Source organism: Saccharothrix algeriensis, assembly GCF_016907655.1.
Lineage (GTDB): Bacteria > Actinomycetota > Actinomycetes > Mycobacteriales > Pseudonocardiaceae > Actinosynnema > Actinosynnema algeriense.
On sequence record NZ_JAFBCL010000001.1, the window covers coordinates 2,745,237 to 2,769,306 of the forward strand.

At 75.5% G+C, this 24,070-nt stretch carries 22 protein-coding genes; 16 read left to right on the forward strand and 6 right to left on the reverse strand.

Annotation, left to right across the window (positions count from 1 at the left end):
* Position 1 precedes the first annotated feature (1 nt).
* Positions 2-1,249, reverse strand: coding sequence for an Hsp70 family protein (locus JOE68_RS12330; RefSeq protein WP_204842496.1), 1,248 nt, complete (start codon positions 1,247-1,249; stop codon positions 2-4).
* Between the two features lie 242 nt (positions 1,250-1,491).
* On the opposite strand from JOE68_RS12330, the gene JOE68_RS12335 reads away from it, so the two are divergent.
* From JOE68_RS12335 to JOE68_RS12345, 3 genes are all read left to right on the forward strand, one after another.
* A complete protein-coding gene (locus JOE68_RS12335) occupies positions 1,492-2,421 on the forward strand; it encodes an IniB N-terminal domain-containing protein (RefSeq protein WP_204842497.1) in 930 nt (309 codons plus the stop codon).
* 96 nt (positions 2,422-2,517) lie between these two features.
* Positions 2,518-4,317, forward strand: coding sequence for a dynamin family protein (locus JOE68_RS12340; protein WP_204846062.1), 1,800 nt, complete (start codon positions 2,518-2,520; stop codon positions 4,315-4,317).
* A complete protein-coding gene (locus JOE68_RS12345; RefSeq protein WP_204842498.1) occupies positions 4,314-5,684 on the forward strand; it encodes a GTPase domain-containing protein in 1,371 nt (456 codons plus the stop codon). The genes JOE68_RS12340 and JOE68_RS12345 overlap by 4 nt, the downstream gene beginning before the upstream one ends.
* 12 nt (positions 5,685-5,696) lie before the next feature.
* Here the strand turns inward: JOE68_RS12345 and JOE68_RS12350 are convergent, their stop codons facing one another.
* Positions 5,697-6,533, reverse strand: a complete 837-nt coding sequence (locus JOE68_RS12350) for a LysR family transcriptional regulator (protein ID WP_204842499.1) — start codon at positions 6,531-6,533, stop codon at positions 5,697-5,699.
* A gap of 75 nt (positions 6,534-6,608) precedes the next feature.
* On the opposite strand from JOE68_RS12350, the gene JOE68_RS12355 reads away from it, so the two are divergent.
* Positions 6,609-7,436 carry a PhzF family phenazine biosynthesis protein gene (locus JOE68_RS12355; protein WP_204842500.1) on the forward strand — a complete coding sequence of 276 codons (828 nt, stop codon included), beginning with the start codon at positions 6,609-6,611 and terminating at the stop codon, positions 7,434-7,436.
* Positions 7,437-7,452: 16 nt separating this feature from the next.
* Here JOE68_RS12355 and JOE68_RS12360 read toward each other — a convergent pair whose 3' ends face one another.
* Entirely contained in the window at positions 7,453-7,878 is a 426-nt protein-coding gene (locus JOE68_RS12360; RefSeq protein ID WP_204842501.1) for a nitroreductase family deazaflavin-dependent oxidoreductase, read from the reverse strand.
* Positions 7,879-8,222: 344 nt separating this feature from the next.
* Here JOE68_RS12360 and JOE68_RS12365 point away from each other — a divergent pair, with 344 nt between their 5' ends.
* The 4 genes from JOE68_RS12365 (at position 8,223) to JOE68_RS12380 (ending at position 12,091) form a co-directional block, all read left to right on the forward strand.
* A complete protein-coding gene (locus tag JOE68_RS12365) occupies positions 8,223-9,212 on the forward strand; it encodes a LysR family transcriptional regulator (protein WP_204842502.1) in 990 nt (329 codons plus the stop codon).
* Positions 9,213-9,533: 321 nt separating this feature from the next.
* The gene (locus JOE68_RS12370; protein WP_204842503.1) at positions 9,534-10,598 is read left to right on the forward strand and encodes a gamma-glutamylcyclotransferase; all 1,065 of its coding nucleotides are present in this window, start codon (positions 9,534-9,536) and stop codon (positions 10,596-10,598) included.
* A gap of 92 nt (positions 10,599-10,690) precedes the next feature.
* A complete protein-coding gene (locus JOE68_RS12375; protein ID WP_204842504.1) occupies positions 10,691-11,305 on the forward strand; it encodes a DUF4232 domain-containing protein in 615 nt (204 codons plus the stop codon).
* Positions 11,306-12,091 carry an alpha/beta hydrolase gene (locus tag JOE68_RS12380; protein WP_307819646.1) on the forward strand — a complete coding sequence of 262 codons (786 nt, stop codon included), beginning with the start codon at positions 11,306-11,308 and terminating at the stop codon, positions 12,089-12,091.
* A 651-nt stretch (positions 12,092-12,742) separates the two neighbouring features.
* On the opposite strand, the gene JOE68_RS12385 is transcribed toward JOE68_RS12380, so the two are convergent.
* Positions 12,743-13,489 carry an SDR family NAD(P)-dependent oxidoreductase gene (locus JOE68_RS12385; RefSeq protein ID WP_204842505.1) on the reverse strand — a complete coding sequence of 249 codons (747 nt, stop codon included), beginning with the start codon at positions 13,487-13,489 and terminating at the stop codon, positions 12,743-12,745.
* 83 nt (positions 13,490-13,572) lie between these two features.
* On the opposite strand from JOE68_RS12385, the gene JOE68_RS12390 reads away from it, so the two are divergent.
* From JOE68_RS12390 to JOE68_RS12415, 6 genes are all read left to right on the forward strand, one after another.
* The gene (locus tag JOE68_RS12390) at positions 13,573-14,511 is read left to right on the forward strand and encodes a hypothetical protein (RefSeq protein WP_204842506.1); all 939 of its coding nucleotides are present in this window, start codon (positions 13,573-13,575) and stop codon (positions 14,509-14,511) included.
* Positions 14,512-14,647: 136 nt separating this feature from the next.
* Positions 14,648-14,908, forward strand: coding sequence for a hypothetical protein (locus tag JOE68_RS12395; RefSeq protein WP_204842507.1), 261 nt, complete (start codon positions 14,648-14,650; stop codon positions 14,906-14,908).
* A 16-nt stretch (positions 14,909-14,924) separates the two neighbouring features.
* The gene (locus JOE68_RS12400) at positions 14,925-15,176 is read left to right on the forward strand and encodes a hypothetical protein (protein ID WP_204842508.1); all 252 of its coding nucleotides are present in this window, start codon (positions 14,925-14,927) and stop codon (positions 15,174-15,176) included.
* A 1-nt stretch (position 15,177) separates the two neighbouring features.
* Positions 15,178-17,943: an FtsK/SpoIIIE domain-containing protein gene (locus JOE68_RS32220; protein WP_204842509.1), complete on the forward strand. Its 2,766-nt coding sequence runs from the start codon at positions 15,178-15,180 to the stop codon at positions 17,941-17,943.
* On the forward strand, positions 17,940-18,401 hold the full coding sequence (locus JOE68_RS12410) for a hypothetical protein (protein ID WP_204842510.1): 462 nt from the start codon (positions 17,940-17,942) through the stop codon (positions 18,399-18,401). Before JOE68_RS32220 ends, JOE68_RS12410 begins: the two co-directional genes overlap by 4 nt.
* Positions 18,402-18,471: 70 nt before the next feature.
* On the forward strand, positions 18,472-19,182 hold the full coding sequence (locus tag JOE68_RS12415; protein ID WP_204842511.1) for a GNAT family N-acetyltransferase: 711 nt from the start codon (positions 18,472-18,474) through the stop codon (positions 19,180-19,182).
* Here the strand turns inward: JOE68_RS12415 and JOE68_RS12420 are convergent.
* Together JOE68_RS12420 and JOE68_RS12425 are read right to left on the reverse strand one after the other, a co-directional pair.
* Positions 19,179-20,375 (reverse strand): amidohydrolase, encoded by a 1,197-nt coding sequence (locus JOE68_RS12420; protein WP_204842512.1) that lies wholly within the window; start codon positions 20,373-20,375, stop codon positions 19,179-19,181. The genes JOE68_RS12415 and JOE68_RS12420 overlap by 4 nt on opposite strands.
* Positions 20,376-20,380: 5 nt before the next feature.
* Positions 20,381-21,988, reverse strand: coding sequence for an FAD-binding oxidoreductase (locus tag JOE68_RS12425; RefSeq protein WP_307819647.1), 1,608 nt, complete (start codon positions 21,986-21,988; stop codon positions 20,381-20,383).
* A gap of 16 nt (positions 21,989-22,004) precedes the next feature.
* On the opposite strand from JOE68_RS12425, the gene JOE68_RS12430 reads away from it, so the two are divergent.
* Positions 22,005-22,580: a TetR/AcrR family transcriptional regulator gene (locus JOE68_RS12430; RefSeq protein WP_204842514.1), complete on the forward strand. Its 576-nt coding sequence runs from the start codon at positions 22,005-22,007 to the stop codon at positions 22,578-22,580.
* Entirely contained in the window at positions 22,577-24,010 is a 1,434-nt protein-coding gene (locus JOE68_RS12435) for a glycerol-3-phosphate dehydrogenase/oxidase (protein WP_204842515.1), read from the forward strand. The genes JOE68_RS12430 and JOE68_RS12435 overlap by 4 nt, the downstream gene beginning before the upstream one ends.
* Positions 24,011-24,070: the final 60 nt, after the last annotated feature.

Below are 24,070 nucleotides of genomic sequence, written 5' to 3' on the forward strand. Positions count from 1 at the left end.
CTCAACGGCCGTCCTCGGCGTTGCGGGAGCGCCCGATCGGCGCGAGCCCCCGCACGACGCGCCGGACCGAGCGCCGCCCCGGCAGGTCCAGCGGCGTGATGTCGATCGGGGGGCGCGGCGGCGGCGCGGTGAAGTCGGCGTCGGAGGGGACCGCGGTGGACCCGCCCACGGGGAAGCGCAGCAGCGGGTCGTCGTCCCGCACCAGCACCGAGGTCTCGCCGTCCTCCGGCTCGTCCAGCCCGAGCAGCAGGTTCCGCCCGGCCAGCGCCGCGCCGCGGGCCGCGGCCGTCTCCGGCGCGGCCTCGACCACGACCCGCCCCGGCAGCAGCGACGGGATGAGCGGGATCCGGGCGCTGCCGCCGACCGGCACGGTGGCCTCCAGGGCGGCGCCGCGCGCGACCCGCTCGAACACCGCCACGGCCTGCTCGACGGCCGGCCGGATCAGCTCCTCGAACCGCGCCCGGCTCAGCGGCACCTCCACCGGGCCGTCGGGCAGGTGCACGGGGATCGCGGTGCCGACCGTGCCGGACAGGACGCGCTTCGCGGCCTCGCAGTCGCGCCGCAGCCGCCCGTGCAGCCCGCGCGTGCGGGGGTCCTCGGGGTCCAGCTCGCGCAGCGCGCGCCCCAGCGTCGCCCGGACGTGCTCGAACACCAGGTCGTCGAAGTCGGCGCCGGCCGCCTGGTCGACGCCCTCGGCCCACGCCACCACCTCGCCCGAGCGCACGACCGCCGCGCTGAACGCGTGGCTGCCCAGGCTGAAGACGCCGACCGGCCCCCTGCCGAACGGGTGGTTCGCCGCGGCGGCCAGCGGTTCGGCGAGCAGGGTGACCTCCGCCAGGCCCACCGCGCGCAGCGCCCGGCGCAGCAGGCCCTTGGCGTGCGGCCCCCACCCCGGCGGGTGCGCGAGCACGACGTGCGAGGCGGGTTCGCCCTCGCGCTCGGCGACCTGCCCGGCCACCCACACCACCATGAGCGCGGTCAGCTCCTCGGCGGCGCACCGCTCGGTCCCCAGCACGACGGGCACGTCGTCGCCGACCCGGCGGGCGAACCCGACGGCCGTCCAGCGCGGGTCGCCCGGCTCGCCCACCGCGAACGCGCCGTCCGCGGTGAGCTGCAGCGACGTCGCGACACCGCCGCCCGGCCCGCCGAGCCCCACCACTTCGGGCTCCGCGCGGCCGGCGCCGCCGAGGCGGCAGACGGCGGCGGCCGTGCGGGTCGTGCCCACGTCGACCCCGAGGACGTACGGCAACTCCGGGAGCCTCCTCGTCTCAGTAGCGGGTCCCAGTTGGTACACGGACCTGCCGAAGGGTCACAAGCGCATCCCCTAATCCCCTAGGGAGTGAACGAGAACCACCCCTTCGTGGTTGCGGCATCTACAGGGAGTTATCCCCGATGGCCTCGCATCCCCCGGTCAATACCGTGATCGCAGGCCGGACCTCCCCTGCCGGTCCAGCTCCCGCACACCGAGATCCCGACCAGGAGACACCCACCATGGGCACCAGCCCCACCACGCTGCACGACTTCGTCCTCGACCTGCTGAGCAACCCCGCCGCGCTGGCCGACTTCCAGGCCGACGCCGAGGGGACCTTGGCCGCCGCGGGCCTGAGCGACATCAGCGCTCTGGACGTGCAGGAGGTCCTGCCGCTGGTCCTGGACTACGTGCCCGCCGGGAGCCTGCCCGCTCTCGACGGCGCGGTGCTCACCGACCTGCCGCTGGACCCGGAGGACGCCAACGGCGCCATCGGCCAGCTCCAGGCCGTGGCCCAGCAGCTGTCCCTCCCGGGCGTGGCCGGCACGTCCGACGTGAACCTGGCGGCGGCGGGCGCGCTGAGCGCCGACGCCAACGGCGTGGACGTCTTCGGCGGCTTCGCCGGCTGGGGCGTGGCCGACGCCGTCGGGTCCGTCGACGCCTCCGTGGCGGGCGACTTCTCCGCGGTGGGCGACGTGGCGGACACCCTGGACGTCGCGCTGCCCCCCACCGCGGGCACCGTCGCCGGTCCGGTCGACGGGTCGGCCGGCACCCTCGACGGCGCCCTCGCCGGCGGGGTCACCGGCGCGGTGCCGAGCGCGGACGGCCTGACCAGCCCCGTGTTCGGCGCGGTCGACACGCTCGACGGCGTGGTCGGCACCGTGTCCGGTGGCCTCGCCGGCACCCTCCCGGCGAACCTGGCCGGCGGGCTGGAGCCCTCCCAGCTCGGCGAGACGCTGAACCTGGACGGCCTGGGCGCGCTGCCCGAGCGCGACCTGACCCCGGAGACCGCGGTCGACGTGGCCGAGGACACCGCGGGCCGGCTGTCCTACCACTCCGGCGTGAGCAACGTCACCGACCACGTCGGGGCGGTCGACGTGCCGGGGCTCGGCATCGGCCTGAACGACCTGCCGCTCGTCGGCGGCGAGGACATCAGCGACGCGCTGTTCTAGGCGATCGCCCACCGCGCCGGGGGCCGGTCCCGCCGACGGGCGGGGCCGGCCCTGTCTTCCACGTCACCGGGTGAACACGGCACACTCTGCCGCGTGATGTCCGCACCCTGGCTCGACGTGCTCGACGACACGATCCGGTCCTGCGCCGCCCACCACCGCCCCGACCTGGCCGAGCGGCTGCGCGAGCAGCGCGCCCGGCAGCTGGACCCGAAGCTGCGGGTGCTCGTGCTGGGCGAGCCCAAGCAGGGCAAGAGCCAGCTCGTCAACGCCATGGTCAACGCCCCGGTGTGCGCGGTCGGGGACGACGTCACGACCACCGTGCCCACGTTCGTGCAGCACGCCGAGACGCCCAGCGCGGCCCTGGTGCGGACCATCGCGAACACGCCGACCGAGCGCGTCCCGGTGCCGCTGGACCAGCTCGCCGACCAGGTCGGCGCGGCCCGCACCGGCGAGCTGGTGCGCGCGGAGGTCGGCCTCCCGCGCGCCCTGCTCACCTCCGGCCTGGTGCTGATCGACACCCCGGGCGTCGGCGACCTGCGGCCCGCGCACACCGCCAGCACGTTCGCCGCGCTGCTGCAGGCCGACGCCGTGCTGATGGTCTCCGACGCCACGGCCGAGCTGACCGCGTCCGAGCTGGAGCTGCTGCGGCAGGTCATGACCTGCTGCCCGAACGTCACCGTGGTGCTCACCAAGATCGACATCACCGCGCAGTGGCGGCGGGTCGTCGAGCGCAACCGCGCGCACCTCGCGCGGGCGGGCGTGGCGGCCAAGCTCATCCCGGTCTCGGCGGCGCTGCGGCTGCGGGCCGCGCGGACCGGCGACCCGGCCCTCAACGCCGAGTCCGGGTTCCCCGAGCTGCTGGCGTGCGTGCAGCACGACATCGTGGCCGCCGCCGACGTGCTGGCCCGCCGCACGGTCGCGGTGACCGCCGCGTCCGCGATCAGGCAGCTGGTCGCGCCGGTCGCCGAGGAGCTCAACGGCCGCGGCTCGCACGGCGCGCAGGCCACCATCGCCGCGCTGAACGAGGCGCAGCGCCGCGTCGACGAGCTGCGCCGCCGGTCCGCCCGCTGGCAGGCCGTGCTGGCCGACGAGATGGCCGACCTGGTCTCCGACCTCGAGTACGACCTGCGCGACCGGACCCGGCGCATCCTGCGCGAGGTGGACCGGACGTTCGAGACCGCCGACCCGGCGCTGGGCTGGGAGGCGTTCGAGGACTGGCTGGAGGCCAACCTCACCGAGGCAGCCGCCACGAACTTCGCCTGGCTGCTGGACCGCTCGGCGTGGGTGGCGGAGAAGGTGGCCCGCAGCTTCCCGGTGCACCGCGACGACCTGCTGCCCGAGTCGGTGTTCCCGGCCGACGTGCTGGACCGGGTGTCCAAGATGGACAGACCGGTGATAGAGAAGTTCGGCGCGGGGCAGAAGGTGTTCACCGGCCTGCGCGGCTCCTACGGCGGCGTGCTGATGTTCGGCCTGGTCACCAGCCTGGCCGGGATGCCGCTGATCAACGCGATCTCGCTGGGCGCGGGCGCGCTGTTCGGCGGCAAGTCCGTCCTGGACGAGAGCCGGCAGCGGCTGCGCCGCCGCCAGGCCGCGGCCCGCGCCGCCGCGCAGCGGCACGTGGACGACTTCTTCCTCAAGTTCGGCAAGGACTTCCGGGACGCGGCCCGGCACATCCAGCGCAGCCTGCGCAACCACTTCAGCACGCTGGCCGACGAGCTGCAGGAGACGCTGCTGGAATCGGCGCGCAGCGCCCGGCGGGCCGTGCAGGACGACACCACCGAGCGGGAGCGCCGCACCCGCGAGGCGCGGCGGGAGCTGGACCGGCTGGTCCAGCTCCACCAGCGGGCCCAGGCGCTGGTGGGCGGCCAGGCGCCGCCGCTGGGCATCAGCGCGTGACGCTCGCCGCCGGGGTCCTGGCGCTGCTGGACGAGGCGCTGGCGGTCTACCGGGACAGCCCCCGCGCCGTGGCGTGGCTGCGCGGCCACCGGGCGCGGTTCGCCGAACCGGTCCGGGTGGCGGTCGCGGGCGCGCCGCGCAGCGGGAAGTCGACGCTGGTCGGCGCGCTGATCGGCGAGGAGTTCGCGCCCACCGGCACGACCACCTGGTACCGGGACGGCCCGCGGCCCCGGGCCGCGGTCGGCGCGCACGAGGTGCCGATCGCGCGGCGCGACGGGCGGGCGTTCGTGGACGCCCCCGACGCGGACCGGGTCACCGTCGAGTGGCCCTCGCGGTCGCTGCGCGACCTGACGCTGATCGACACCCCGCCGGACGCGCCGGTGGAGCAGGTCTACGGCGAGGCGGACGCCGTGCTCTACCTGACCCGGCACGTGCACAGCACCGACCTGCGCTACCTGCGGGCCGCGCACGACCACCCGGTCGCGCGGGCCGCCCCGGTGGGCACCGTGCTGGTGCTGGCGCGGGCCGACGAGATCGGCGGCGGCCGGATCGACGCGCTGACCTCGGCCAAGCAGATCGCCCGCCGCTACCGCCGCGAGGCGCAGGTCGTGCCGCTGTGCCAGAACGTGGTCGCGGTCGCCGGCCTGCTCGCCGCGGCGGCCCGGACCCTGCGGGCGGAGGAGTTCGCCGCGCTGTCGTCGCTCGCGTCGCTGGCCCGCACCGAGCTGGAGGACCACCTGCTGTCGGCGGACCGGTTCGTCGGCGAGGACTTCCCGGTCCGGCTGGAGCCCGCGGTCCGGCGGCGGCTGGTGGAGCGGTTCGGGATCTTCGGCGTGCGGCTGACCACGACGCTGATCCGCCAGGGCTTCGACACGCAGGTCAAGCTGACCGGGCAGCTGGTGCAGCGCAGCGGCCTGGGCGAGCTGCGCGAGTCGGTCGGCGCCTACTTCACCGAGCGCCACGACGTGCTCAAGGCGCGCTCGGCGCTGCTGGGCCTGGACGTCGTGCTGCGCAACGAACCCCGGCCCGACTCGGTCGGGCTGGCGGCCGGCGCGGAGCGCCTCCTGGCCTCCGCGCACGACTTCCGGGAGCTGCGGCTGCTCGCGGCGCTGCAGGGCGGGCGCGCGAAGCTGCCCGACGGGCTGGCCGCCGAGGCGAGCAGGCTGGTCGGCGGGCTCGGCACGGACCCGTTGGCGCGCCTGGGGATGGAGTACGAGCCGACCGCGGACGAGCTGCGGCACGTCGTGCTGGACGCCCTGGGCCGGTGGCGGGAGCAGGCCGCGAACCCCGCGCTGGACCACGGGCAGCGCCGGGCGGCGGCCGTGGTCGTGCGCAGCTGCGAGGGGATGCTGGTCGACCTGGGCTGAACCGCCGGCGCCTCAGCCGACGGCCCCGGCGGCCCCGACGGCCCCGGCGACCACCCGGGCCGCGGCCGACGGCGTCCGGCGCGGGTCGGTGAGCAGGAACAGCGTGCTGCCGGGCAGCTCCCGCACGCGGCGCAGCGCGCCCGCGTCGAGCTGCTCGGCGACGGCGACGCGCGGCAGCACCGCCCGGCCCAGGCCCGCCACCACGCACGAGCGCACGGCCTCGATGCTGCCGAACCGGGTGATGGTGGGCGTCGCGGTCAGCTCGCGGACGAACCGGTCGGTGTAGGAGCAGCCCTCCTCCAGCAGGAAGTACCGCTCGTCGGCGCCCGGCGCGCCGGGCGCGGCGACGAGTTCGATCGGCTCCGCGCCGACGACGTCGACCGCCAGGCCGGGAGCCACCACGGCCTCCTCCAGCACCAGGCCGAGGTCGAGGTCGCCACCGCGCACGCCCGCGATCGCGTCCCGCGTGCCGACCGGCGTCAGGTGCACGGTGATGCCCGGCCACCGCAGCGCCACGTCCGCGATCCGCTGCGGCAGCCGGTACGCGCACACCGACTCGGGCGCGCCGACCCGGACGTCGCCCTCGACGGCCGTGCCGCCCCGGACGGCGTCGCGCAGCCGCTGCTCGGCGGCCAGGACCTCCCGCGCGTGCTCGACGGCCCGGCGGCCCGCCTCGGTCAGCCGCGCGCCGGTGGGCAGCCGGTCGAACAGCCGCGCGCCCAGCTGCCGTTCCAGGGCCTTGACCTGGCTGGTCACCGTGGACTGCACCAGGTGCAGCTGCGCCGCGGCGGCGGTGAAGCTGCCCGTGCGCGCCAGCACCAGGAGCGTGCGCAGGAGGCGGGTGTCCATGCCATCGACAATAGCGATCGAGGTCATCACGCAGGATCGTTGGATTCGATGGCGGTGGTGGGGGAGGCTGGCCGCATGACCGACGTGCTGCGCTACACCGCCTTCACCACCGAGCCGACCGGCGGCAACCCGGCCGGGGTCGTGCTCGACGCCACCGGGCTGGACGACGCCGCGATGCTCGCGATCGCCGCCGAGGTGGGCTACTCCGAGACGGCGTTCGCGACGCCCCGCGCCGAGGCCGGCTCGTTCGACGTGCGCTACTTCAGCCCGGAGGTGGAGATCCCGTTCTGCGGGCACGCCACCGTGGCCACCGCGGTGGCGCTGGGCACGACGGGCGCGCTGCGCTTCCACACCCCGGCCGGGCTCGTGGAGGTCGAGGCCGGGGCGGGCACGGCGACGCTGGTCAGCGTGCCCGCGTCGTCCTCCCCCGCGCCGGCGCAGGACGTGCGGGCGGCGTTGCGGGCGCTGCGGTGGTCGGCCGACGACCTGGACCCGGGGCACCCCGCGCACTGGTCGTCCGCCGGGGCCCGGCACCTGGTGCTGGGCGTGCGGACGCGGGAGCGGCTGGCCGACCTGGACTACGACTTCCAGGCCCTCGGCGACCTGCTGCGGGCGAACGGCGCCGTGACCGCGCACCTGTTCCACGCGCGGTCGCGCGACGTCTTCGACGCCCGCGACCCGTTCCCGGTCGGCGGCGTGGTGGAGGACCCGGCCACGGGGGCCGCCGCGGCGGCGTTCGGCGGCTACCTGCGGGCGCTCGGGCGCGTCACCGAGCCGCGCGAGCTGACCATCCACCAGGGCGTCGACCTGGGCCGGCCCAGCGTGCTGGGCGTCGCCGTGCGACCCGACGACGACCGCGTGCGGGTCACCGGCGCGGCGGTGCCGATCCCGGTGGGTGCGTAGGGCGCAGGGCGCGGGCCTAGGCCGGGTCGAGGACCACGACCGGGATCTCGCGATCGGTCCTGGTCTGGTACTCGGCGTAGTCCGGCCAGACCTCGTTCATCAGGTCCCACAGCCGGGCCCGCTCCTCGCCGGTCGCGGTGCGGGCCGTCACGGCGAACTCCCGGGGGCCGACCCGCACCCGCGCGGCGGGGTCGGCCTGGAGGTTCCTGTACCAGGCCGGGTGCTCCGGCGCGCCGCCGTGGGAGGCCACGACCACGTGCGCGTCGCCGTACGGCTGGTAGATCAGCGCGGTGCGGCGGGGGTTGCCCGACTTCCGGCCCGTGGTGGTCAGCAGGAGCGTGTAGACGCCGGGCTGCCACTCGTGGCCCTTCGCGCCGTCGGACTCGACGTAGTCGCGGATGTGCTTGTTCACCCAGTCGACGGGGCTGTCCACTACTGCCATGCACCCGACGCTACCCAGAACGCGGCGGGGCCGCCGGTCGCTACTCCGCAGTCACGACCGGCGGCCCGCAGCGGGGTGGGGACGTCCGCCTCGCACCCCCTTGGCTCGCCTCCGGCTCCCCGGCGCCTCCCGGGACATCCGCCCGCGTAAACGGTGTCCGGGTCGCTCGACCACGCCCGCGTTGCAGCGTGGTGTGGGACGGGACGGCCACAGGTGTGTGGTGCCCGCACTCAGTAGATCTGGCTGGCGCTGCGCATCTCTTCCTCTCCACTGCACGGGGACTCCGCCAACTATGGCGGCCGTGAGGGGTGGCGGCTCATTCAAAAGGGGGATAGAAGAGCGTTATGCCCGAGCTTGAACTCCGCCACCTCCGCGCGGTGTGCGCGATCGCCGAAGAGGGCAGCCTCACGAAGGCCGCGAGCAGGCTCGGCCTGACGCAGCCGGCGATGAGCGCCCAGCTCCGGACGGTCGAGCGCATCGTGGGCGGACAGCTGTTCGACCGCACACCGGGCGGCAGCGCCCCCACCGACCTGGGCAAGCAGGTCGTGGGCACGGCGCGCCTGGTCCTGGACGAAGTGGAGCAACTGGTCAGCCTGGCCAAGGGGAGGACTCGCGACGGAACACCCGGGCCGCTCATCGTCGGCGGCGTGCCCACCCTGTTCTTCGGCCACTTCGTGGAGGAGCTGCGCCGGGCCATCCCCTGTTCGGAGGTCCGCACCCAGATCATGCCCGGTGGCTCGGACCTGCTGGAACTGCTGGTCAACGGCCAGGTCCACCTGGGCGTGCTGGACCGGTTCGAGGGCATGGAGCGGCGCGAGCTGCGCGGCCTGGAGATCCGCAGGCTGATCAGCGAACCGCAGTTCGTGGCCCTGCCGGACTGGGACCCGCTGGGCGGGCAGGAGGAGGTGGACCTGGCCCAGCTGGCCGACCGGGACTGGGTGTCGCCGCCGGACGAGCTGGTCGGCAACCGCCTCCAGATCTTCTCGGTGTGCGCGGAGGCGGGCTTCACCCCCCGCCTGACCCACCACGTCAACGAGGCGTCCACGGCCCGCAGCCTGGTCGCCAACGGCGCGGTGTCCTTCGCCCTGCCCCAGTCCCGCAGCGGCGACGGGATCGTCATCCGCCCGCTGCGCGGCGCCCCGCTGATGGTCGACCTGATGCTGGCCACCCGGCGGGAGGGCCCGGCGGCGGGCCGGGCGCACGACGTGTTCGCGTGCGCGGCCCGCGCCTACCGGGCCGTGCTGCCCCGCAACCCCGGCTACGCCCGGTGGTGGGAGGACAACCCGCAGGCCCACCCCGAAATCGACGCCGCGCTCATCCTGACCGGCCGCTGAAACCGGCGGCGCCCGCGATCGGGGGCTCCGGGGGGATTGTTCCGCACCCCCCGAGAGCCCTCTTTCCCCGGCGGCGTTCCGCGGTGCGCGTGCCCCCCGCGGCCGGCGGCCGGGCGGGACGGGCCTGGTCGGAGCCGCTTCGGTACCGCGCAACAGGTGCGAACGTGTGACAGATCACGTCGAGACCTCCGATCTGAATCGGTCGCGAACAGCGGCCACACGCGCAACTCACCAGCCGACAGCTGGAAAGGTCCGACCTCTTCCGTGACGAAAAAACCAACATCGGGTGAATTCGGTGTGCGCTGCGCCAGAATGGGGGGTATGACGCAACCGTTCACGGACGATAGCCACCCGGCCGAGCCCTACCCGGGCGCTCGGCCGGGACACTGCTTCGTGCACCTCGACGGCGCGGGCTGGCCGGTCGCCCCGGACCCCGCGGCCGACTCCGGGTGGCGGGTCGCGCCCGACGGCCGAGACCTCGACGACTGGCTCGCCGACCACGGCGAGCCGCCCCTGACGGGCCGGATGCCCGTGCTCGCCTACGGCTCCAACGCCAACCCCGCCAAGGTCACCTGGCTGCGGGAGGAGCTGGGCCTGACCGGGCCCGCCGTCGTCCTGCGGGCCCGCTGCGAGGGCCTCACCGCCGTGTGGGCGGCCGGGCTGCGCGCCACCGACGGGCAGCGCCCGGCGACGCTGGCCGCCGCGCCCGGCGTCGAGGAGGAGCACGCGGTGTGGTTCGCCACCGCCGAGCAGCTGCGCGTGCTCGACCGCTGCGAGGGCCGCGGCCTGCGCTACCGGCTGGTCCGCGTGCACACCGGGCGCGTCACCCTGTTCAACGGCGCCGTGGTCGACTCGGTCCTGGCCTACACCGGGGCGGGCAAGCGGCGGATGCCCCTGCTCGCCGGCGGCGGGCCCGTGCGGTGCGCCGACGTCGACCAGCGCGGCGCGCGCACCCTCGGCGGCCGGCCCGCCGACAGCGACGGCCTGGACGTGACCCCCGTGCTCGGCGACCCGTCGCCCGACGACTGGCCCGACCGCCTGTTCGTCTACGGCACCCTCCAGCCCGGCCTGAGCGCGTGGCGCCTGGTGGAGCCGTTCACGACCGGTGACGCCCCGGTGCCCGCGCGGCTGCCCGGCACGCTGCACGACACCGGCCGGGGCTACCCCGCGCTGCGCCCCGGCGACGGTCCGGGCGTCCCGGGGCACGTCCTGCGGCTGGAGTCGCCGGAGGTGGCGCTGCCGGTGCTGGACGAGTACGAGGGCGGGGACTACCGGCGGGTCCGCGTGGTCCTGGCGGACGGCCGGGTGTGCTGGACCTACCTGTGGACGGCGGCCGTGCACGACATGCCCGTGCTCGCCGACGGCTGGGTCGAGAAGCAACTGTGACGGGCACGATACGGTGAATTCTTCCCCGACCGACCCGACCGCCCGCCCGCTGGGTACGTCCCCCTGGTAGGACCAGGACCCAGGAGGTGGACATGAGGCGATTCGCCGTCTGCGGCGCCCTGTTGGCGCTCACCGCGTGCGGAAGCCCCCGGCCGGCGGCCGACCAGCAGGCGCTCCCGAGCGGTCCGCCGCCCTCCGCGAGCAGCGCGTCGTCCACCGCCACCACCACCCTCACCTCCCCCGTCTCCCCCGTGCCGCCCCCGCCCCCGACCTCGCCGACGCCCGACTCCACGAGGTGCACCGCGGCGACCCTGAGCGGGCGGGTCGAGCCGACCGAGGCGGCGGCGGGCAACCGCGGCGGCAAGCTGGTCGTGACGAACACCGGCCCGGCCCCGTGCACGCTCAACGGCTACAGCGGCTTCCAGCTGCTCGACGCCTCCGGGCAGCCGGTGGCCACCGACCTGCGGCGCACCCGGGACCCGGGCCCGTCGCCGGTCACCCTGGCGCCGCAGTCGTCCGCCGCGGCCAACCTGCACTGGACCGTCGTGCCGACCGGTGACGAGCCCGTGGAGCAGCCGTGCCGGCCGGAGGCCGCCGACGCCGCCGCCATCCCGCCCGACGAGACGCAGCCGCTGACCGTGCCGTGGGGCCTGGGCCCGGTGTGCGGTGGCGGGAAGATCGAGATCAGCGCGTTCTACGCTGCGTAGGTGATCGAGTCGAACATCCCCGGCCACGCCGGCGAACTCGTGGTGCGGACCTGGCCGAACCTGGAGGCCACCTGGCTGGCGGTCCTCGTGCACGGGTACGGCGAGCACGGCGGCCGGTACGGGCACGTGGCCGAACGCCTGGTGGAGGCCGGCGCCCTGGTCGTGGCGGCCGACCACCTCGGCCACGGCGGTTCGGCCGGTGAACGGGCCCTGATCACGTCGTTCGACGGCGTGGTGGAGGACGTCGGCGCCGCGATCTCCTCGGCGGCGACCGACCTCCCCACCGTCCTCGTCGGCCACTCGATGGGCGGCCTGATCGCCACCCGCCGCGCGCAGCTGCACCGACCCGCCGCCCTGGTCCTGTCCGCGCCGATGCTGGGCACCTGGCAGGGACTGGACGTGCTGGGGTCGGCCGAGATCCCGGACACCCCCGTCGACCCGGACGTGCTGTCCCGCGACCCGGAGGTCGGCAAGCGGTACGCTGCCGACCCGCTGGTGTGGCACGGGCCGTTCCGACGGGAGACCCTGGAGGCGCTGGAGCGGGCGCTGGACGAGGTGAACTACGGACCGACCCTGGAGGACCTGCCGACGCTGTGGCTGCACGGCGACGCCGACGAGCTGGTGCCGTTGGCGGACACCAGGACGGGCACGGACCGGATCCGGGGGCTGCTGTTCGAGGAACGCGTCTACCCCGGCGCGCGACACGAGGTCTTCAACGAGACCAACCGCGACGAGGTCTTGGACGACGTGGTGTCCTTCGTGCGCCGGGCGCTGAAGCTGAACTAGCAGGACAGCACCGCCCCCAGTGCGCTTCGCACGCAGCGGCGCCGCACCCAGTGCGCTTTGCACGCAGCGATGCTGCACCTAGTGCACACACCGGTCGCTTCGTGTTCTCCTCCCCGTACGGCCTGGGCGCAGCCCGATCGCATTTGTCGGGGGGTGTCAAGCACGCTCTTCGCTTGACACCCCCCGACAAATGCGATTGCCTCCGGCAGGCCGTGCGGGGAGGAGAACACGACCGCCCTTTCTTTTCCTCCTCCTTGGGGGCCTCTCGGCCGCTCTTCATACCTGGGTCGCGCACCGATCTGGGTGAGATTTGGTGCGGTACGGATCTAATCAGTTCGGTAGCGCTTGAAGCTGAAAATATTAAAAGAGTCCTCGCCGGACAGGCAGGCCGCCAAGGAGAAGGAAAAGAAACAGCGGTCGTGTTCCCCCCGCATGACCTGTCAAAGACGACCATGCTTTCTTGGGGGGTGCAAGCGAAAAGCGTGCTTGCACCCCCCAAGAAAGCATGGTAGCCCTCCGGGCAGGCCATACGGGGAGAACACGAAGGCACCGGACTGCACGGGGCGTGCTGCCCTAACTGCACTGGGCGTGCTGGCCTGACAGCACGGGGCGTGCCGGTGCCGAGCTGGGCGAAAAGGGATTTGCCGTCGGTCAGTAGACCTGGTCGGTGGGGCGCACCATGATTTCGTTGACCGCCACGTGCTCGGGCTGCGTCACCGCGTAGCGCACGGCCTCCGCGACGTCCTCGGGCGTGAGTTGCCGCATTCCCGCGATCCGCCCCTCGATGCTCTCCCGCGCCCGCGCGTCGGTGATGTGCTCGCGCAGTTCGGTTTCCACGACGCCCGGCTCGACCACGATCACCCGCACGCCGCGCCCGGTGACCTCCTGGCGCAGGGCCTCGCTGAAAGCGTTGAGCGCGAACTTCGTCGCGTTGTAGACACCGGCCCCGCCGCGCGCGACCCGCCCGGCCGTGGAGGACACCTGGACGACCGACCCGCGCCGGTCCAGCAGGTGGGGCAGGGCGGCGTGGGTGAGGAACAGGGGGCCGAGGACGTTGGTCGAGACCATGCGGGTCCAGTCGGTGGTGTCCGCGCCCTCGATCTCGCCCAGCAGCATCACGCCGGCGTTGTTGACCAGGACGTCGAGCGCGCCGAACGCCTCGACCGCGCGCTCCACCGCCCGCCGGCAGGCCGCCTCGTCGGTCACGTCGAGTTCCACGGCCAGCGCCTTGACCCCTTCGGCCGCCAGCCGCTCCTCCAGCGCGGCCAGCCGCTCCACCCGCCGCGCGGCCACGACGACCGAAGCGCCCGCACGGCCCAGCGCGACCGCCGTCGCCTCGCCGATGCCCGACGAGGCTCCGGTGACCAGCGCGACCTTGCCTTCGAGGTTGTTCGTCATGGCTCCAGCCAACACGGTGGGGCGCACCCCGGGTCAAGCCGGGGGAGACTCGCGGGCCGCGTTCGTGGACAATCTGCCCCGCGATGGTGGGTGAAGAGCTGGAGCTGCTGATCACCGTGGTGGTCGGGGCGCAGGACGAGCGGCAGGCCCGCACGGCCTGCGCCGGGTTGCTGCGCCGCGTCGGCGGGCGGGTCGTGCAGGCCGACGACTGCTCCGACGAGGAACCGGGCTGCTGGTCGGTCACCGTCAGCCTGGTCAGCGGCGAGCGCGCGACGCAGAACGTCGCCGGCGCGCTGGCTCGCGCCGTCCGGGCGTTCGTCCGGTCGCTGGGCGACGAGTTCCCGATGCCGCGCGTGTCCTGCGAGCCGCCGACGGCCTGGACGGTGCTGGAGGACCCGCCCCGGCTGGACGGGCTCGTGCCGGGCGCCGAACGGCTGCTGGTGGAGGCGTGGGCGGGCGGCGACCCGCAACGCCGGCCGGCCCGCCCGGAGCCCGCCGCGCAGGAGCGCCCCGAACCCGCGGCGCGGACCCACCCCGAACCCGCGACGCGAACCCACCCGGAAGGCGCGGCGCAGGCCCGCCCGGGGGCCGCGGCGCGGGTCGACGCGGAGCCCCCACCCGACACCCGTCCGGCGCCCTCGCCCGGGGCCGGCGCGGAGCCGGCCCCGGACACCCGGCTGCTGCTGCGGGTCGACGTGGCGGCCGACCGGTCGGCCGGGGCCGAGTGGCAGGCGCGGGCGGTGGCCAGTCGGGTCGCGCGCGATGGCAAGATCACCCGAGTGGCTCCGCAGGGGGATCTACTGAGCGTGCACGTCGACCTCGGTTCGAGCGCCGAACCGCCCGAGGCCGCGCTGCGCGGCGCCGTCTCGTCGTTGGGCCGTTCGGGGTGGACCCCCGTGCGGTGGGCCGGCCCGTCGGCGGTGATCCGCTGGTCAGCGGCCCCCGTCCCGCCCAGTGGGATCGCCGCCCTGGAACTCACCGCGACGCCGGCCTCGGCATTCGTGTGGACGGTGCCCGACTGACCTCGGAAGCGCTCATCCGATCGAGTGGAGTTCCGCTACCACCCGGTCAGCCGATCTTGCTTGTGGAACGTCCGATCACGGGTACTACTTTCAACAACAGGAACTTCCAGCGCTGTGGGAGGGGTCGGGGATAGACATGGCCAGCATCGAAGAGGTCCGCGCTGCGATCGCCCAGGCCGTCGACAAGGCGGGCCAGAGCGCACAGGCCCTGCAACAGGCCGCCGACCTGGCCGAGGACGCCCAGGCGCTGCTGAGCACCGCGACCCAGGGCAGCGTCCAGGCCGACGTGGAGCAGGCCAACGCGCAGTTCGCGGAGGTGGTGAGCGGGGTGACCGACCTGCAGAAGTTCCTCGGCGCGGGCATCTCGCAGGCCGAGAGCATCAACGGCCGGCTGTGAGCGCGAAGGCTGCGACGTGACGTCGGTCGGGGAGGTCAGGCTCGCGCTCGAGCAGAGCTGCGAGCTGCTCCGCGACGCCTACCGCAGCGTCCGCGAGGCGCAGGCCGCGCTGGACGAGGCGGTGGACGTCCTGGTCGACGCGAGCGCGAACCACCACGAGTCCCTGGTCCCCGCCGGGTTCCTCAAGGCCAGGGAGCGGTTCGCCGACGAGCTGGAGCTGATCGTCGGCAGCCTGGACCTGGTCCAGCGGCTGGCCGTGGAGCTGTGACGTGAGCAGGCGCGACGAGCGCCGGAGGCGGATCGAGGACTCCTTCGAGGAGTTCCGCCGGGCGGTGGCCGCCACCCTCGGCAACGCCTCGCGCGAGCTGCGCCGGCTCGCCGACGACCGCGCGCGCGACATGTTCGAGGTGATGGTGCGCGGCCAGGGCGTCGACCGGGCGCTGGCCGACCCGCTGCTGGCGAGGGCGCTGAAGAAGGAGGAGTTCGAGCAGCGCCTCGCGGCCACGCTGGTCGACCGCGTGGAGGCGTTCCGCGAGTGGTCCGAGCGCGGCCCCGGCCGGCTGACCGCCCTGGTCGACGCGGTCTCCCCCGGTCCGGCGTCGTGGCCGCCGGAGCGGTGGCTGGGCACGCCCGGCACGGCCGACGGCAGCGAGGGCGTGCCGGAGCTGTGGCGCATCGGCACGGGCGTGGTGCGCAGCGCGCCGGAGCCGCAGTCGTTCCCGGTGGCCGTGCCGCTGCTGGACCACGCGCACCTGCACGTGACCTCCACGCCCGAGAGCAGGCAGACCGCCGACGCGGTGGTGGAGAACCTGCTGCTGCGGCTGGTCAGCTACTTCCAGCCGGGGCTGGTGCACGTCCACGTGTGGGACGTCGACCAGCTCACCGGCTCGCTGCCCGGCCTGTACCCGCTGACCAGGGCGGGCCTGCTGACCGTGCACGACCCGGCGCGGCTGCACGAGCTGCTCGACGAGCTGTCCGACCACATCCGCCGCGTGCACACCGGCGTGCTGGTCGAGGGCCACCAGTCGGTGCGGGCGGTCGGCGGCAGGCGCACCGAGCCGTGGCGGGTGGCCGTGCTGTTCGGCAACCGCCGGGCGCTGCGGGAGGAGCACCAGCAGCAGCTGCAGCGCGTGGCGCGCAACGGCCTGGCCTGCGGCGTGCAGCTGATCATCGTGGACATCCCGGTCACCGTGAACTCGCCGATCGAGACCGTGGCGATCGCGGCCGACCGGACGGCGACCACGACCATGACCGGCAAGCACGTCGCGGTCGCGCTCGACCCGCCGTTCCCGCCGAACCAGGTGCCGCGCGCGTGCGCCGCCATCGCGGACAAGCGCGAGGAGCGCCGCCTGCGGCTGAGCGCGTTCGCCGACCTGCTGCCCGAGCGCCTGTGGCAGGACAGCTCCGCCGCCGGCGTGGTGGCCCCGGTCGGCTACGACGAGGGCGAGCCGGTGCACGTGGCGCTGGGCGACACCTCGCCGCACGCGCTGATCGGCGGGCCGAGCGGGTCGGGCAAGACGAACTTCCTGTACGCGATGCTGGGCAGCCTGGCGGCCCGCTACCACCCGGACGAGCTGGAGCTGTACCTGCTGGACTTCAAGGAGGGCGTGTCGTTCGCGCAGTTCGCGCCGGGCCGCAAGGACCCGACGTGGCTGCCGCACGCCCGCCTGGTCGGCGTCAACGTCAACACCGACCGCGAGTTCGGCGTGGCGCTGCTGCGGTTCCTCGCCGACGAGATGCGCCGGCGGGCCGACGCGGCCAAGCAGCACGAGGTCGTGAAGCTGGAGCAGCTGCGCGAGGAGGACCCGGGGGGCCACTGGCCGCGCATCATCGCGGTGATCGACGAGTTCCAGTACCTGTTCGGCGAGCGCGACCAGGTCACCGCGCAGGCCACCGCGCTGCTGGAGGACGTGGCCCGGCGCGGCCGGTCGCAGGGCATCCACCTGGTGCTGTCCAGCCAGGACGTGTCCGGCATCGAGGGCTTCTGGGGCAAGTCGGCGATCTTCGAGCAGTTCACCCTGCGCATCGCGCTGCCCAAGGCCCGGCGGGTGCTGGCCGAGCCGCAGAACGACGCCGCCGTGGAGCTGCCGCGCTGGCACGCGGTGGTCAACCACGAGTCGGGCGTGCGGCCGGGCAACGAGATCGCGCGCATCCCGGACGCGACCGGCCGGGGCACGTTCGACAAGCTCCAGGCCGAGCTGCACGCCCGCCGCCCGCCGGAGCTGGCCGAGCCGATCCTGTTCGACGGCAGCCGGGTGCCCGACCTCCGGGCGCTGCCGGACTTCCGGTCGCTGGGGCCGGTCGACGGCAGCCCGACCGTGCTGCTGGGCCAGGTCATCGACGTGGCGGGCAGCGCGGCCAGGGTGCGGTTCGCGCGCACGCCGGGGCGCAACATCGCGGTGCTCGGGTCGCTCGCCGAGGACGCGGCGGCGGTGCTGGGCAGCGCGGCGCTGTCGCTGGCCCGGCAGCACGAGCCGGCACGGGCGCGGTTCAGCCTGGCCTGTCTGGCCGAGGACGCCTGGCCGCACGCGGAGAAGCTGTGCAAGCGGCTGCAGGACGCGGGCCACACCGCCGACCTGCTGCGGCTGGACGGCGTGGCGGGCCTGCTGTCGGAGGTGGCGGGGGAGCTCACCGAGTCCGTCACCGGCGAGCGCGAGCTGCCGCTGGACCCCCATTACCTGGTGGTGTACGCCGTCGACGCCGCGCACACCCTGCTGGAGCAGCAGAAGGGGCCGGGCCGGGTGTCCGGGCTCGACCACCTGCGCACGGTGCTCAAGCACGGCCCGGAGAACCGCACCCACCTGCTCGGCTGGTGGCGCGGCGTGCAGCGGCTGAAGAACAGCCTGCCGCCCGGCGTGTACGACGACATCGGCGCGTGGCTGGCCTTCGACGTCCAGGGCAAGGAGCTGCTGTCGTTCGGTCCGGAGCAGGTGATGGCGTGGTCGCCCAGGCCGCGCCGGGCGCTGTTCTTCGACCGGTTCGAGCACTCCCGGCCGCAGGTGGTCATCCCGTTCGACACCGGGGAGGAAACATGATCGGCAACGCCTCGGTGGTGCCCGCGCAGCGCGCCGGCGCCGCACCGGAAGCCCCGCCGGCCCAGGGGACCCCGCCGGTTCCGGGGTTCTCGGGGGGCTCGGCGGTCGAGCGGTACAAGGAGGTCGTCGCGCTGGCCGGGGAGTCGGTGCGGCGGATGCGCGAGCGGGACCGCGAGCGGGTGGCCGAGCTGCTGGCGCGGCTGGCCGCCTCGCAGGACCGGGTGGCCGACCTCCTGGAGCAGGAGAAGATGGCCCGGGTCGGCGTCCGGCTGCTGTGGGAGGCGGCGGTGGAGGCGCTGTGGGAGGAGCGGTGGATGCGGATGAAGCCGGTCCCCGAGCCGGACGAGTCGGTGCCGCCCCGCGACCAGGACGACTACCTCATCGCGATGGACACGGCCTACCAGGCGCTGGAGGACACCCTCCAGAAGCGCGGCCTGCTGCGCCGCAAGGGCTTCTAGCGCCGCACGGGCCCCACGGCCGCGGGACCTCCGCGTCGGGCGGGGCCGGCCCGTCGGCGATGATGCGGGTATGCGAGTTCTGCGCACCCCGCACGAGGTGGCGGCGGCGAACCCGGACCCGCTCGTGCGCTGGGCGGCCCAGTGCCTCGCGCCCGGCCGGGGCGGCGCGGCCTGGGGGCACGGCGGCGCGGTGGGCGTGCTGGCCCCCGCGCTGAACCGGTACGACCGGCTCGTGCTCGCCGGCCCCGCCGAGGACGTCGCCGCGATCCTGCGCGCCCGGCTGCGCCCCGGCCTGCGACCGCTGGTCCCCGCGGAGGTGGCCGCCGGGCTGCCGGACTTCCCGGCGGCGGCGACGTTCGGGTGGATGGAGCGCACCGGTTCGCTGGCGGCCCCCGACCACGTGCGCTGGCTGGGCCGGGACGAGTGGGACGACGTGGGTGCGCTGCTGCGCGAGGCGAGCCCGAATTCCTACGTCCGGCCCCACGAGCCGGGGCCGCGCCGCTGGGCGGGCCTGCGCGCGGCCGACGGCGCGCTCGTCGCGGTGGGCGCCGACGCCTGGTCGGCCGCGGACCTCGGGTTCATCGCGGGCGTCGCGACGCGCCCCGACCACCGCGGGCGCGGCCTCTCCACCCGCGTCTGCGCGTTCCTGGCCGGCGCGCTGCTGGCGGAGACGGGCGGGTGCGCGCTGATGGTGGACCGGGAGAACCCCGCCGCCATCAGGGTCTACGAGCGGCTGGGGTTCGCCTACCGGAGCGTGTCCGCGCTCCGCGCCGCCGGCTAGACCAGCTCCCCGCCGGCCGCGACCACCCGCCCCGCGCGCACCACCAGGGTGCGCGGGGCGCGGTCCATCACGGCGGCGGTCACGGTGTCCCCCGGCACCACCACCAGGTCCGCGGGCGAGCCCTCGGTCAGCCCGTGCGGCACGCCCAGCACCGACGCCCCGCCGCGGGTCGCGATGTCGACGCACATCCCGACCAGCTCGTCCTGCCGGAACCCGCTGCGGTAGGCGAGCTGCCACGCCCGGTCGAGCATGTCGCCGTTGCCGTACGGCGACCAGTAGTCCCGCATCCCGTCCTGGCCCAGCCCCAGCCGCACGCCCTCCCGGCGCAGCCGCCGCAGCGGCAGCGGCTCGCGCGCGCCGGGCGCCACCGTCGTCACCGCCACGTCGTGCGCCGCCAGCAGCTCCACCAGCTCCCGCTGCCGATCGGAGTCCACAGTGGATAGTGCGAAGGCGTGGCTCACCGTCACCCTGCCGCGCATGTCCAGCGCCGCCACCCGCTCGCAGATCAGCTCGACCTGGAACGCCCCGAGCGAGCCCGCGTCGTGCAGGTGCACGTCCACCCCGCGCTGGTGCTTGTCCGCCAACCCGAAGACCACGTCCAGGTGCCGCACCGGGTCGCGGTCGTAGCCCGCCGGGTCCAGCCCGCCGACCAGGTCCGCCCCGGCCAGCAGCGCCGCCTCCAGCAGGTCGGCGGTGCCCTTCTCGCGCAGGACGCCGCACTGCGGGAACGCCACGACCTCCACCGCGGCGCGGTCGGCGTGCGCCTCGCGCGCCGCCAGCACGCCCTCCAGCCGGTCCAGCCCGGAGTCCACGTCCACCTGCGCGTGGCTGCGGACCAGGGTCGCGCCGGCCGCGATGGTCCGCCCCAGCGCGTGCGTCGCCCGCTCGGCGACGCCCCGCTCAGCCGTGCGCCAGTGCCGGCGGTCGTTCTCGACCAGGTCGGCCAGCCCTGGGCCGGCGGTGTGCGGCCGGAACGGCAGGCCGAGCCGGTTCGAGTCCAGGTGCGCGTGGACGTCGGCGAACGACGGCAGCAGGACGCCGCCGCGGCCGTCCACGACGGGCACGCCCGGCGGCGCCTGCAGGGCGGGGCCGAACGACGCCAGCGCGCCGTCGGCGCACAGGACGTCCACGGCCGGCGCGTCGGGGCTGTCGGGCCACGGCCGCACGGAGCGGATCAGCAGGTCACCGGTCACGCCGGTCAAGCTAGCCCGCCCGGGAGCAGCTTGCCAGGGTTGAGCACCCCGGTGGGGTCGAGCGTCCGCTTGACCGCCGCCAGCACCTCGACGCCCAGGCCGCCGATCTCGGCCTCCAGGTACGGCGCGTGGTCCACGCCGACCGCGTGGTGGTGGCTGATCGTGCCCAGGCCGCCGATCGCCTCGCTCGCCGCGGCCTTGGCCACCTGCCACTGCCCGACCGGGTCCTCGGCGTCCCGCGCCGCCAGCACCGTGAAGTACAGGGACGCCCCGGTCTCGTAGACGTGCGAGATGTGGCACATCACCACGCAGTCGCCCAGCGCGTCGGTCAGCGCGCGGCGGACGGCGGCGCGCAGCTCGGGCACCCGCGACCAGCGCGTCGCCGTCTCCAGCGTCTCGACGCACACGCCGACGTCCATCAGCGCGTCCCGCTGACGGGGTCCGCCGAACCGCCCGTGCCGCCAGGCTTCGCCGAGGGCGCGGCCCAGCGGCGCCACCCGCTCGCCCCGCAGGGCCTCCCCGCGCCGCCGCCGCACCTCGTCCTCGGACGCGCCGTGCCACCCGAGGACCAGCAGGCACGGCCGGGCGATCCCGCGTGCGCGCAGCAGGGCCTTGAGCGCCTTGGTCTTCCACCCGCCGGCCAGGGCCAGCGAGACCTCCGTCTCGTCCTCGTCGGACAGGCGCGTCACGTCGGCCGGCACGCGGCGCTGGGCCAGCGAGCGCACGACCGCCGACCCGCGGTCGAAGCCGTCGACCGCGAAACCCTCGTAGCGCTCGACCGCGGGCCGTGGCCGCACGCGCACGGCGACCTCCGTGATGACCCCGAGAACGCCTTCGCTGCCCACCACGAGCTGCTTCAGGTCCGGCCCCGCCGCCGAGGCGGGCGCGGCGCCCAGCCGCCACTGCCCGACCGGCGTCGCCAGCCGGACGCCCTCCACCAGGTCCTCGAACCGCCCGTAGCCCGCCGACGCCTGCCCCGCCGACCGCGTGGCGGCGAACCCGCCGATGGTGGCGCGCTCGTAGGACTGCGGCACGTGCCCGATGGTCAGCCCGTGCGGCGCCAGCAGGCGGTCGGCCTCCGGCGCGGGCAGGCCGGCCTGGAGCACCGCGACCCGGGACACCGGGTCGACCGACACCAGCCGGTCCAACCGGGACAGGTCCAGCGCGATCACCGCCGCCTTGTCCCCGCGCAGCGCCGCCACTCCCCCGACCACCGACGTCCCGCCGCCGAACGGCACCACGGCCACGTCGTGCTCGACGCACGCGCGCAGCACGTCCAGGACCTGCTCCGGCGTCCCCGGCAGCACGACGGCGTCCGGCACGGCCGGCCCGCCCGAGCCGCGCCGCCCGAGCAGGTCCACGTAGGACAGACCGCCGGCCCGCCCGAGCCGCGAGTCCCGGTCCACGCGGGCGAAGCCCGGTCCCACGACCGCGGCCAGGGCGTCGCGCGCGTCGTCGGACAGGGCGGAGCCGGGCACGTCCGGCACGCGCGCCGGCGTCCTGACCGCCGCGAGCCCCGTCCGCCGCCGGAGCCACCGGAGGGCGTGCGGCGGCAGCGCGCCCGGGGTGGGGGCCCACCTGTCGCGCAGGGTGTGGTCGATGCGCTCGGTCACCGCTACAGTGTGACACATGACGTCTCAACGTCACAGCGACGACGCGCTCCTCGACGCGGCCCGCGACCGCGTGGTCGAGGTCGGCGTCCGCCGCACCACGCTGACCGACATCGCCAAGCGCGCCGGCGTCAGCCGGATGACGCTCTACCGCCGGTTCCCGGACGTCCGCACCCTCGTGCGGGCGCTGATGACCCGGGAGTTCGGCGCCCTCCTGCGCCGCGCCGACGAGGCCGGGCCCGCCGGCGGCAACGCCCGGGAGCGGCTGGTCGGCCGCGCCGTCGCGGGCATCCGGCTGCTGGCCGCCGACCCGCTGCTGCGGCGCGTGCTCGACCTGGACGCCGAGCTGCTGCTGCCCTACCTCGTGCAGCGGCTGGGCGGCACGCAGCGGCTGGTGGAGGCGTTCCTGCTGGACCAGGTCGAGGCGGGCCACGCGGACGGCTCGATCCGGCCCGGCGACCCCGCCGCGCAGGCCCGCCTGGTGCTGCTGACCACCCAGTCGCTGGTCCTGTCGATCCGGCCCGCCACCACCGACCTGGAGTTCGACGGGCTGCTCGCCGAGCTGGCCCGCTTCCTGGACGCGGCGCTGTCGTGAGCACGTCCCTGAACGCCGCCCGCCGCCGCCGCGACCTCGCCGCGGTCGCCGACGCGACCGTGGACCTGCTGGTCGTGGGCGGCGGCGTCACCGGCGCGGGCGTCGCCCTGGACGCCGCCTCGCGCGGCCTGGACGTGTGCCTGGTGGAGGCCCGCGACCTGGCGTTCGGCACGTCCCGCTGGTCGAGCAAGCTGGTCCACGGCGGCCTGCGCTACCTGGCGCGGGGCGAGGTCGGGCTCGCCCACGAGAGCGCGGTCGAGCGGGGCGTGCTGATGACCCGCACCGCGCCGCACCTGGTCCGCGCGCTGCCGCAGCTCGTCCCGCTGCACGGCCGGGCCCACGACCCCCTGGTGCTGGCCGGCCTGCGCGCGGGCGACGTGCTGCGCCGCCTCGCGGGCACCCCGTCCCGCGTCCTGCCCGGCCCCCGCCGGGTGCCCGCCGCCGAGGCCCTCGCCCTCGTGCCCGGCCTGCGGTCCCGCGACCTGCGCGGCGGCCTGCTCGGCTTCGACGGGCAGCTGGTCGACGACGCCCGGCTGGTCGTCGCCCTGGCCCGCACGGCGGCCGGGTTCGGCGCGCGGGTCATCACCCGGGCCGAGGTCACCGCGCTCACCGGCCGCGCGGCGCACGTGCGCGACGGCCTGACCGGCGAGACCTTCACCATCCGCGCGCGGGCCGCGGTGAACGCGGCCGGCGTCTGGGCGGGGAACCTGGTCGACGTGAAGCTGCGCCCGTCGCGGGGCTCGCACCTGGTGCTGCGGGCGGACGCCCTCGGGGTGGGCCGGACCGCGCTGACCGTGCCGGTGCCCGGCCGGCGCGACCGCTTCGCGCTGGTGCTGCCCCAGCTGGACGACCGCGTCCACGTGGGGCTGACCGACGAGCCGGTGGCCGGCCCGATCCCGGACGTGCCGCGGGTGCCGGAGTCCGATGTGGACTTCCTGCTCGGCGTCGCCTCCTCGGTGCTGGAGCGGGAGCTGACGCGCGCGGACGTGCTGGGCGGCTTCGCGGGCCTGCGCCCGCTGCTGGACACCGGCGACGGGCCGAGCGCCGACCTGTCCCGGCGGCACGCCGTGCTCACCGACGGCGGCGTCACGACGGTCGTCGGCGGCAAGCTCACCACCTACCGGCGGATGGCGGCCGACGCCGTGGACGCGACCGGCCTGACCCGGGTCCGGTCGCGCACGAAGTGGTTGCCGCTCGTCGGTTCCGGACCCGCGCGCGGCCCGGCGCGCCTGGTCGCCCGCTACGGGTCGGAGGCGCACCGGGTGGCCGAGGTCGGCGAGTTCGCGTGGGCGGTGCGGCACGAGGGGGCGCTGGACGCGGACGACGTGCTCGACCGCCGGACCCGCATCGGCCTGGTGGCCGCGGACCGGCGGGCCGCCGAGGACGAGGCGCGCCGGCGGGTCGCGGAGGAACTCGCCGCCCTCGCCTGACACCCCGGCCCGGACGGCCGTGAGGGGGCCTCCCGCCCGGGAGGCCCCCTCACGGACCCG

Coding starts and splice junctions, on each gene's coding strand:
- JOE68_RS12390 (WP_204842506.1), top strand. CDS start 13,573: ATGGTGGGTGAAGAGCTGGAGCTGCTGATCACCGTGGTGGTCGGGGCG.
- JOE68_RS12370 (WP_204842503.1), top strand. CDS start 9,534: ATGACGCAACCGTTCACGGACGATAGCCACCCGGCCGAGCCCTACCCG.
- JOE68_RS12395 (WP_204842507.1), top strand. CDS start 14,648: ATGGCCAGCATCGAAGAGGTCCGCGCTGCGATCGCCCAGGCCGTCGAC.
- JOE68_RS12335 (WP_204842497.1), top strand. CDS start 1,492: ATGGGCACCAGCCCCACCACGCTGCACGACTTCGTCCTCGACCTGCTG.
- JOE68_RS12355 (WP_204842500.1), top strand. CDS start 6,609: ATGACCGACGTGCTGCGCTACACCGCCTTCACCACCGAGCCGACCGGC.
- JOE68_RS12385 (WP_204842505.1), bottom strand. CDS start 13,489: ATGACGAACAACCTCGAAGGCAAGGTCGCGCTGGTCACCGGAGCCTCG.
- JOE68_RS12360 (WP_204842501.1), bottom strand. CDS start 7,878: ATGGCAGTAGTGGACAGCCCCGTCGACTGGGTGAACAAGCACATCCGC.
- JOE68_RS12365 (WP_204842502.1), top strand. CDS start 8,223: ATGCCCGAGCTTGAACTCCGCCACCTCCGCGCGGTGTGCGCGATCGCC.
- JOE68_RS12430 (WP_204842514.1), top strand. CDS start 22,005: ATGACGTCTCAACGTCACAGCGACGACGCGCTCCTCGACGCGGCCCGC.
- JOE68_RS12410 (WP_204842510.1), top strand. CDS start 17,940: ATGATCGGCAACGCCTCGGTGGTGCCCGCGCAGCGCGCCGGCGCCGCA.
- JOE68_RS12375 (WP_204842504.1), top strand. CDS start 10,691: ATGAGGCGATTCGCCGTCTGCGGCGCCCTGTTGGCGCTCACCGCGTGC.
- JOE68_RS12340 (WP_204846062.1), top strand. CDS start 2,518: ATGTCCGCACCCTGGCTCGACGTGCTCGACGACACGATCCGGTCCTGC.
- JOE68_RS12350 (WP_204842499.1), bottom strand. CDS start 6,533: ATGGACACCCGCCTCCTGCGCACGCTCCTGGTGCTGGCGCGCACGGGC.
- JOE68_RS12415 (WP_204842511.1), top strand. CDS start 18,472: ATGCGAGTTCTGCGCACCCCGCACGAGGTGGCGGCGGCGAACCCGGAC.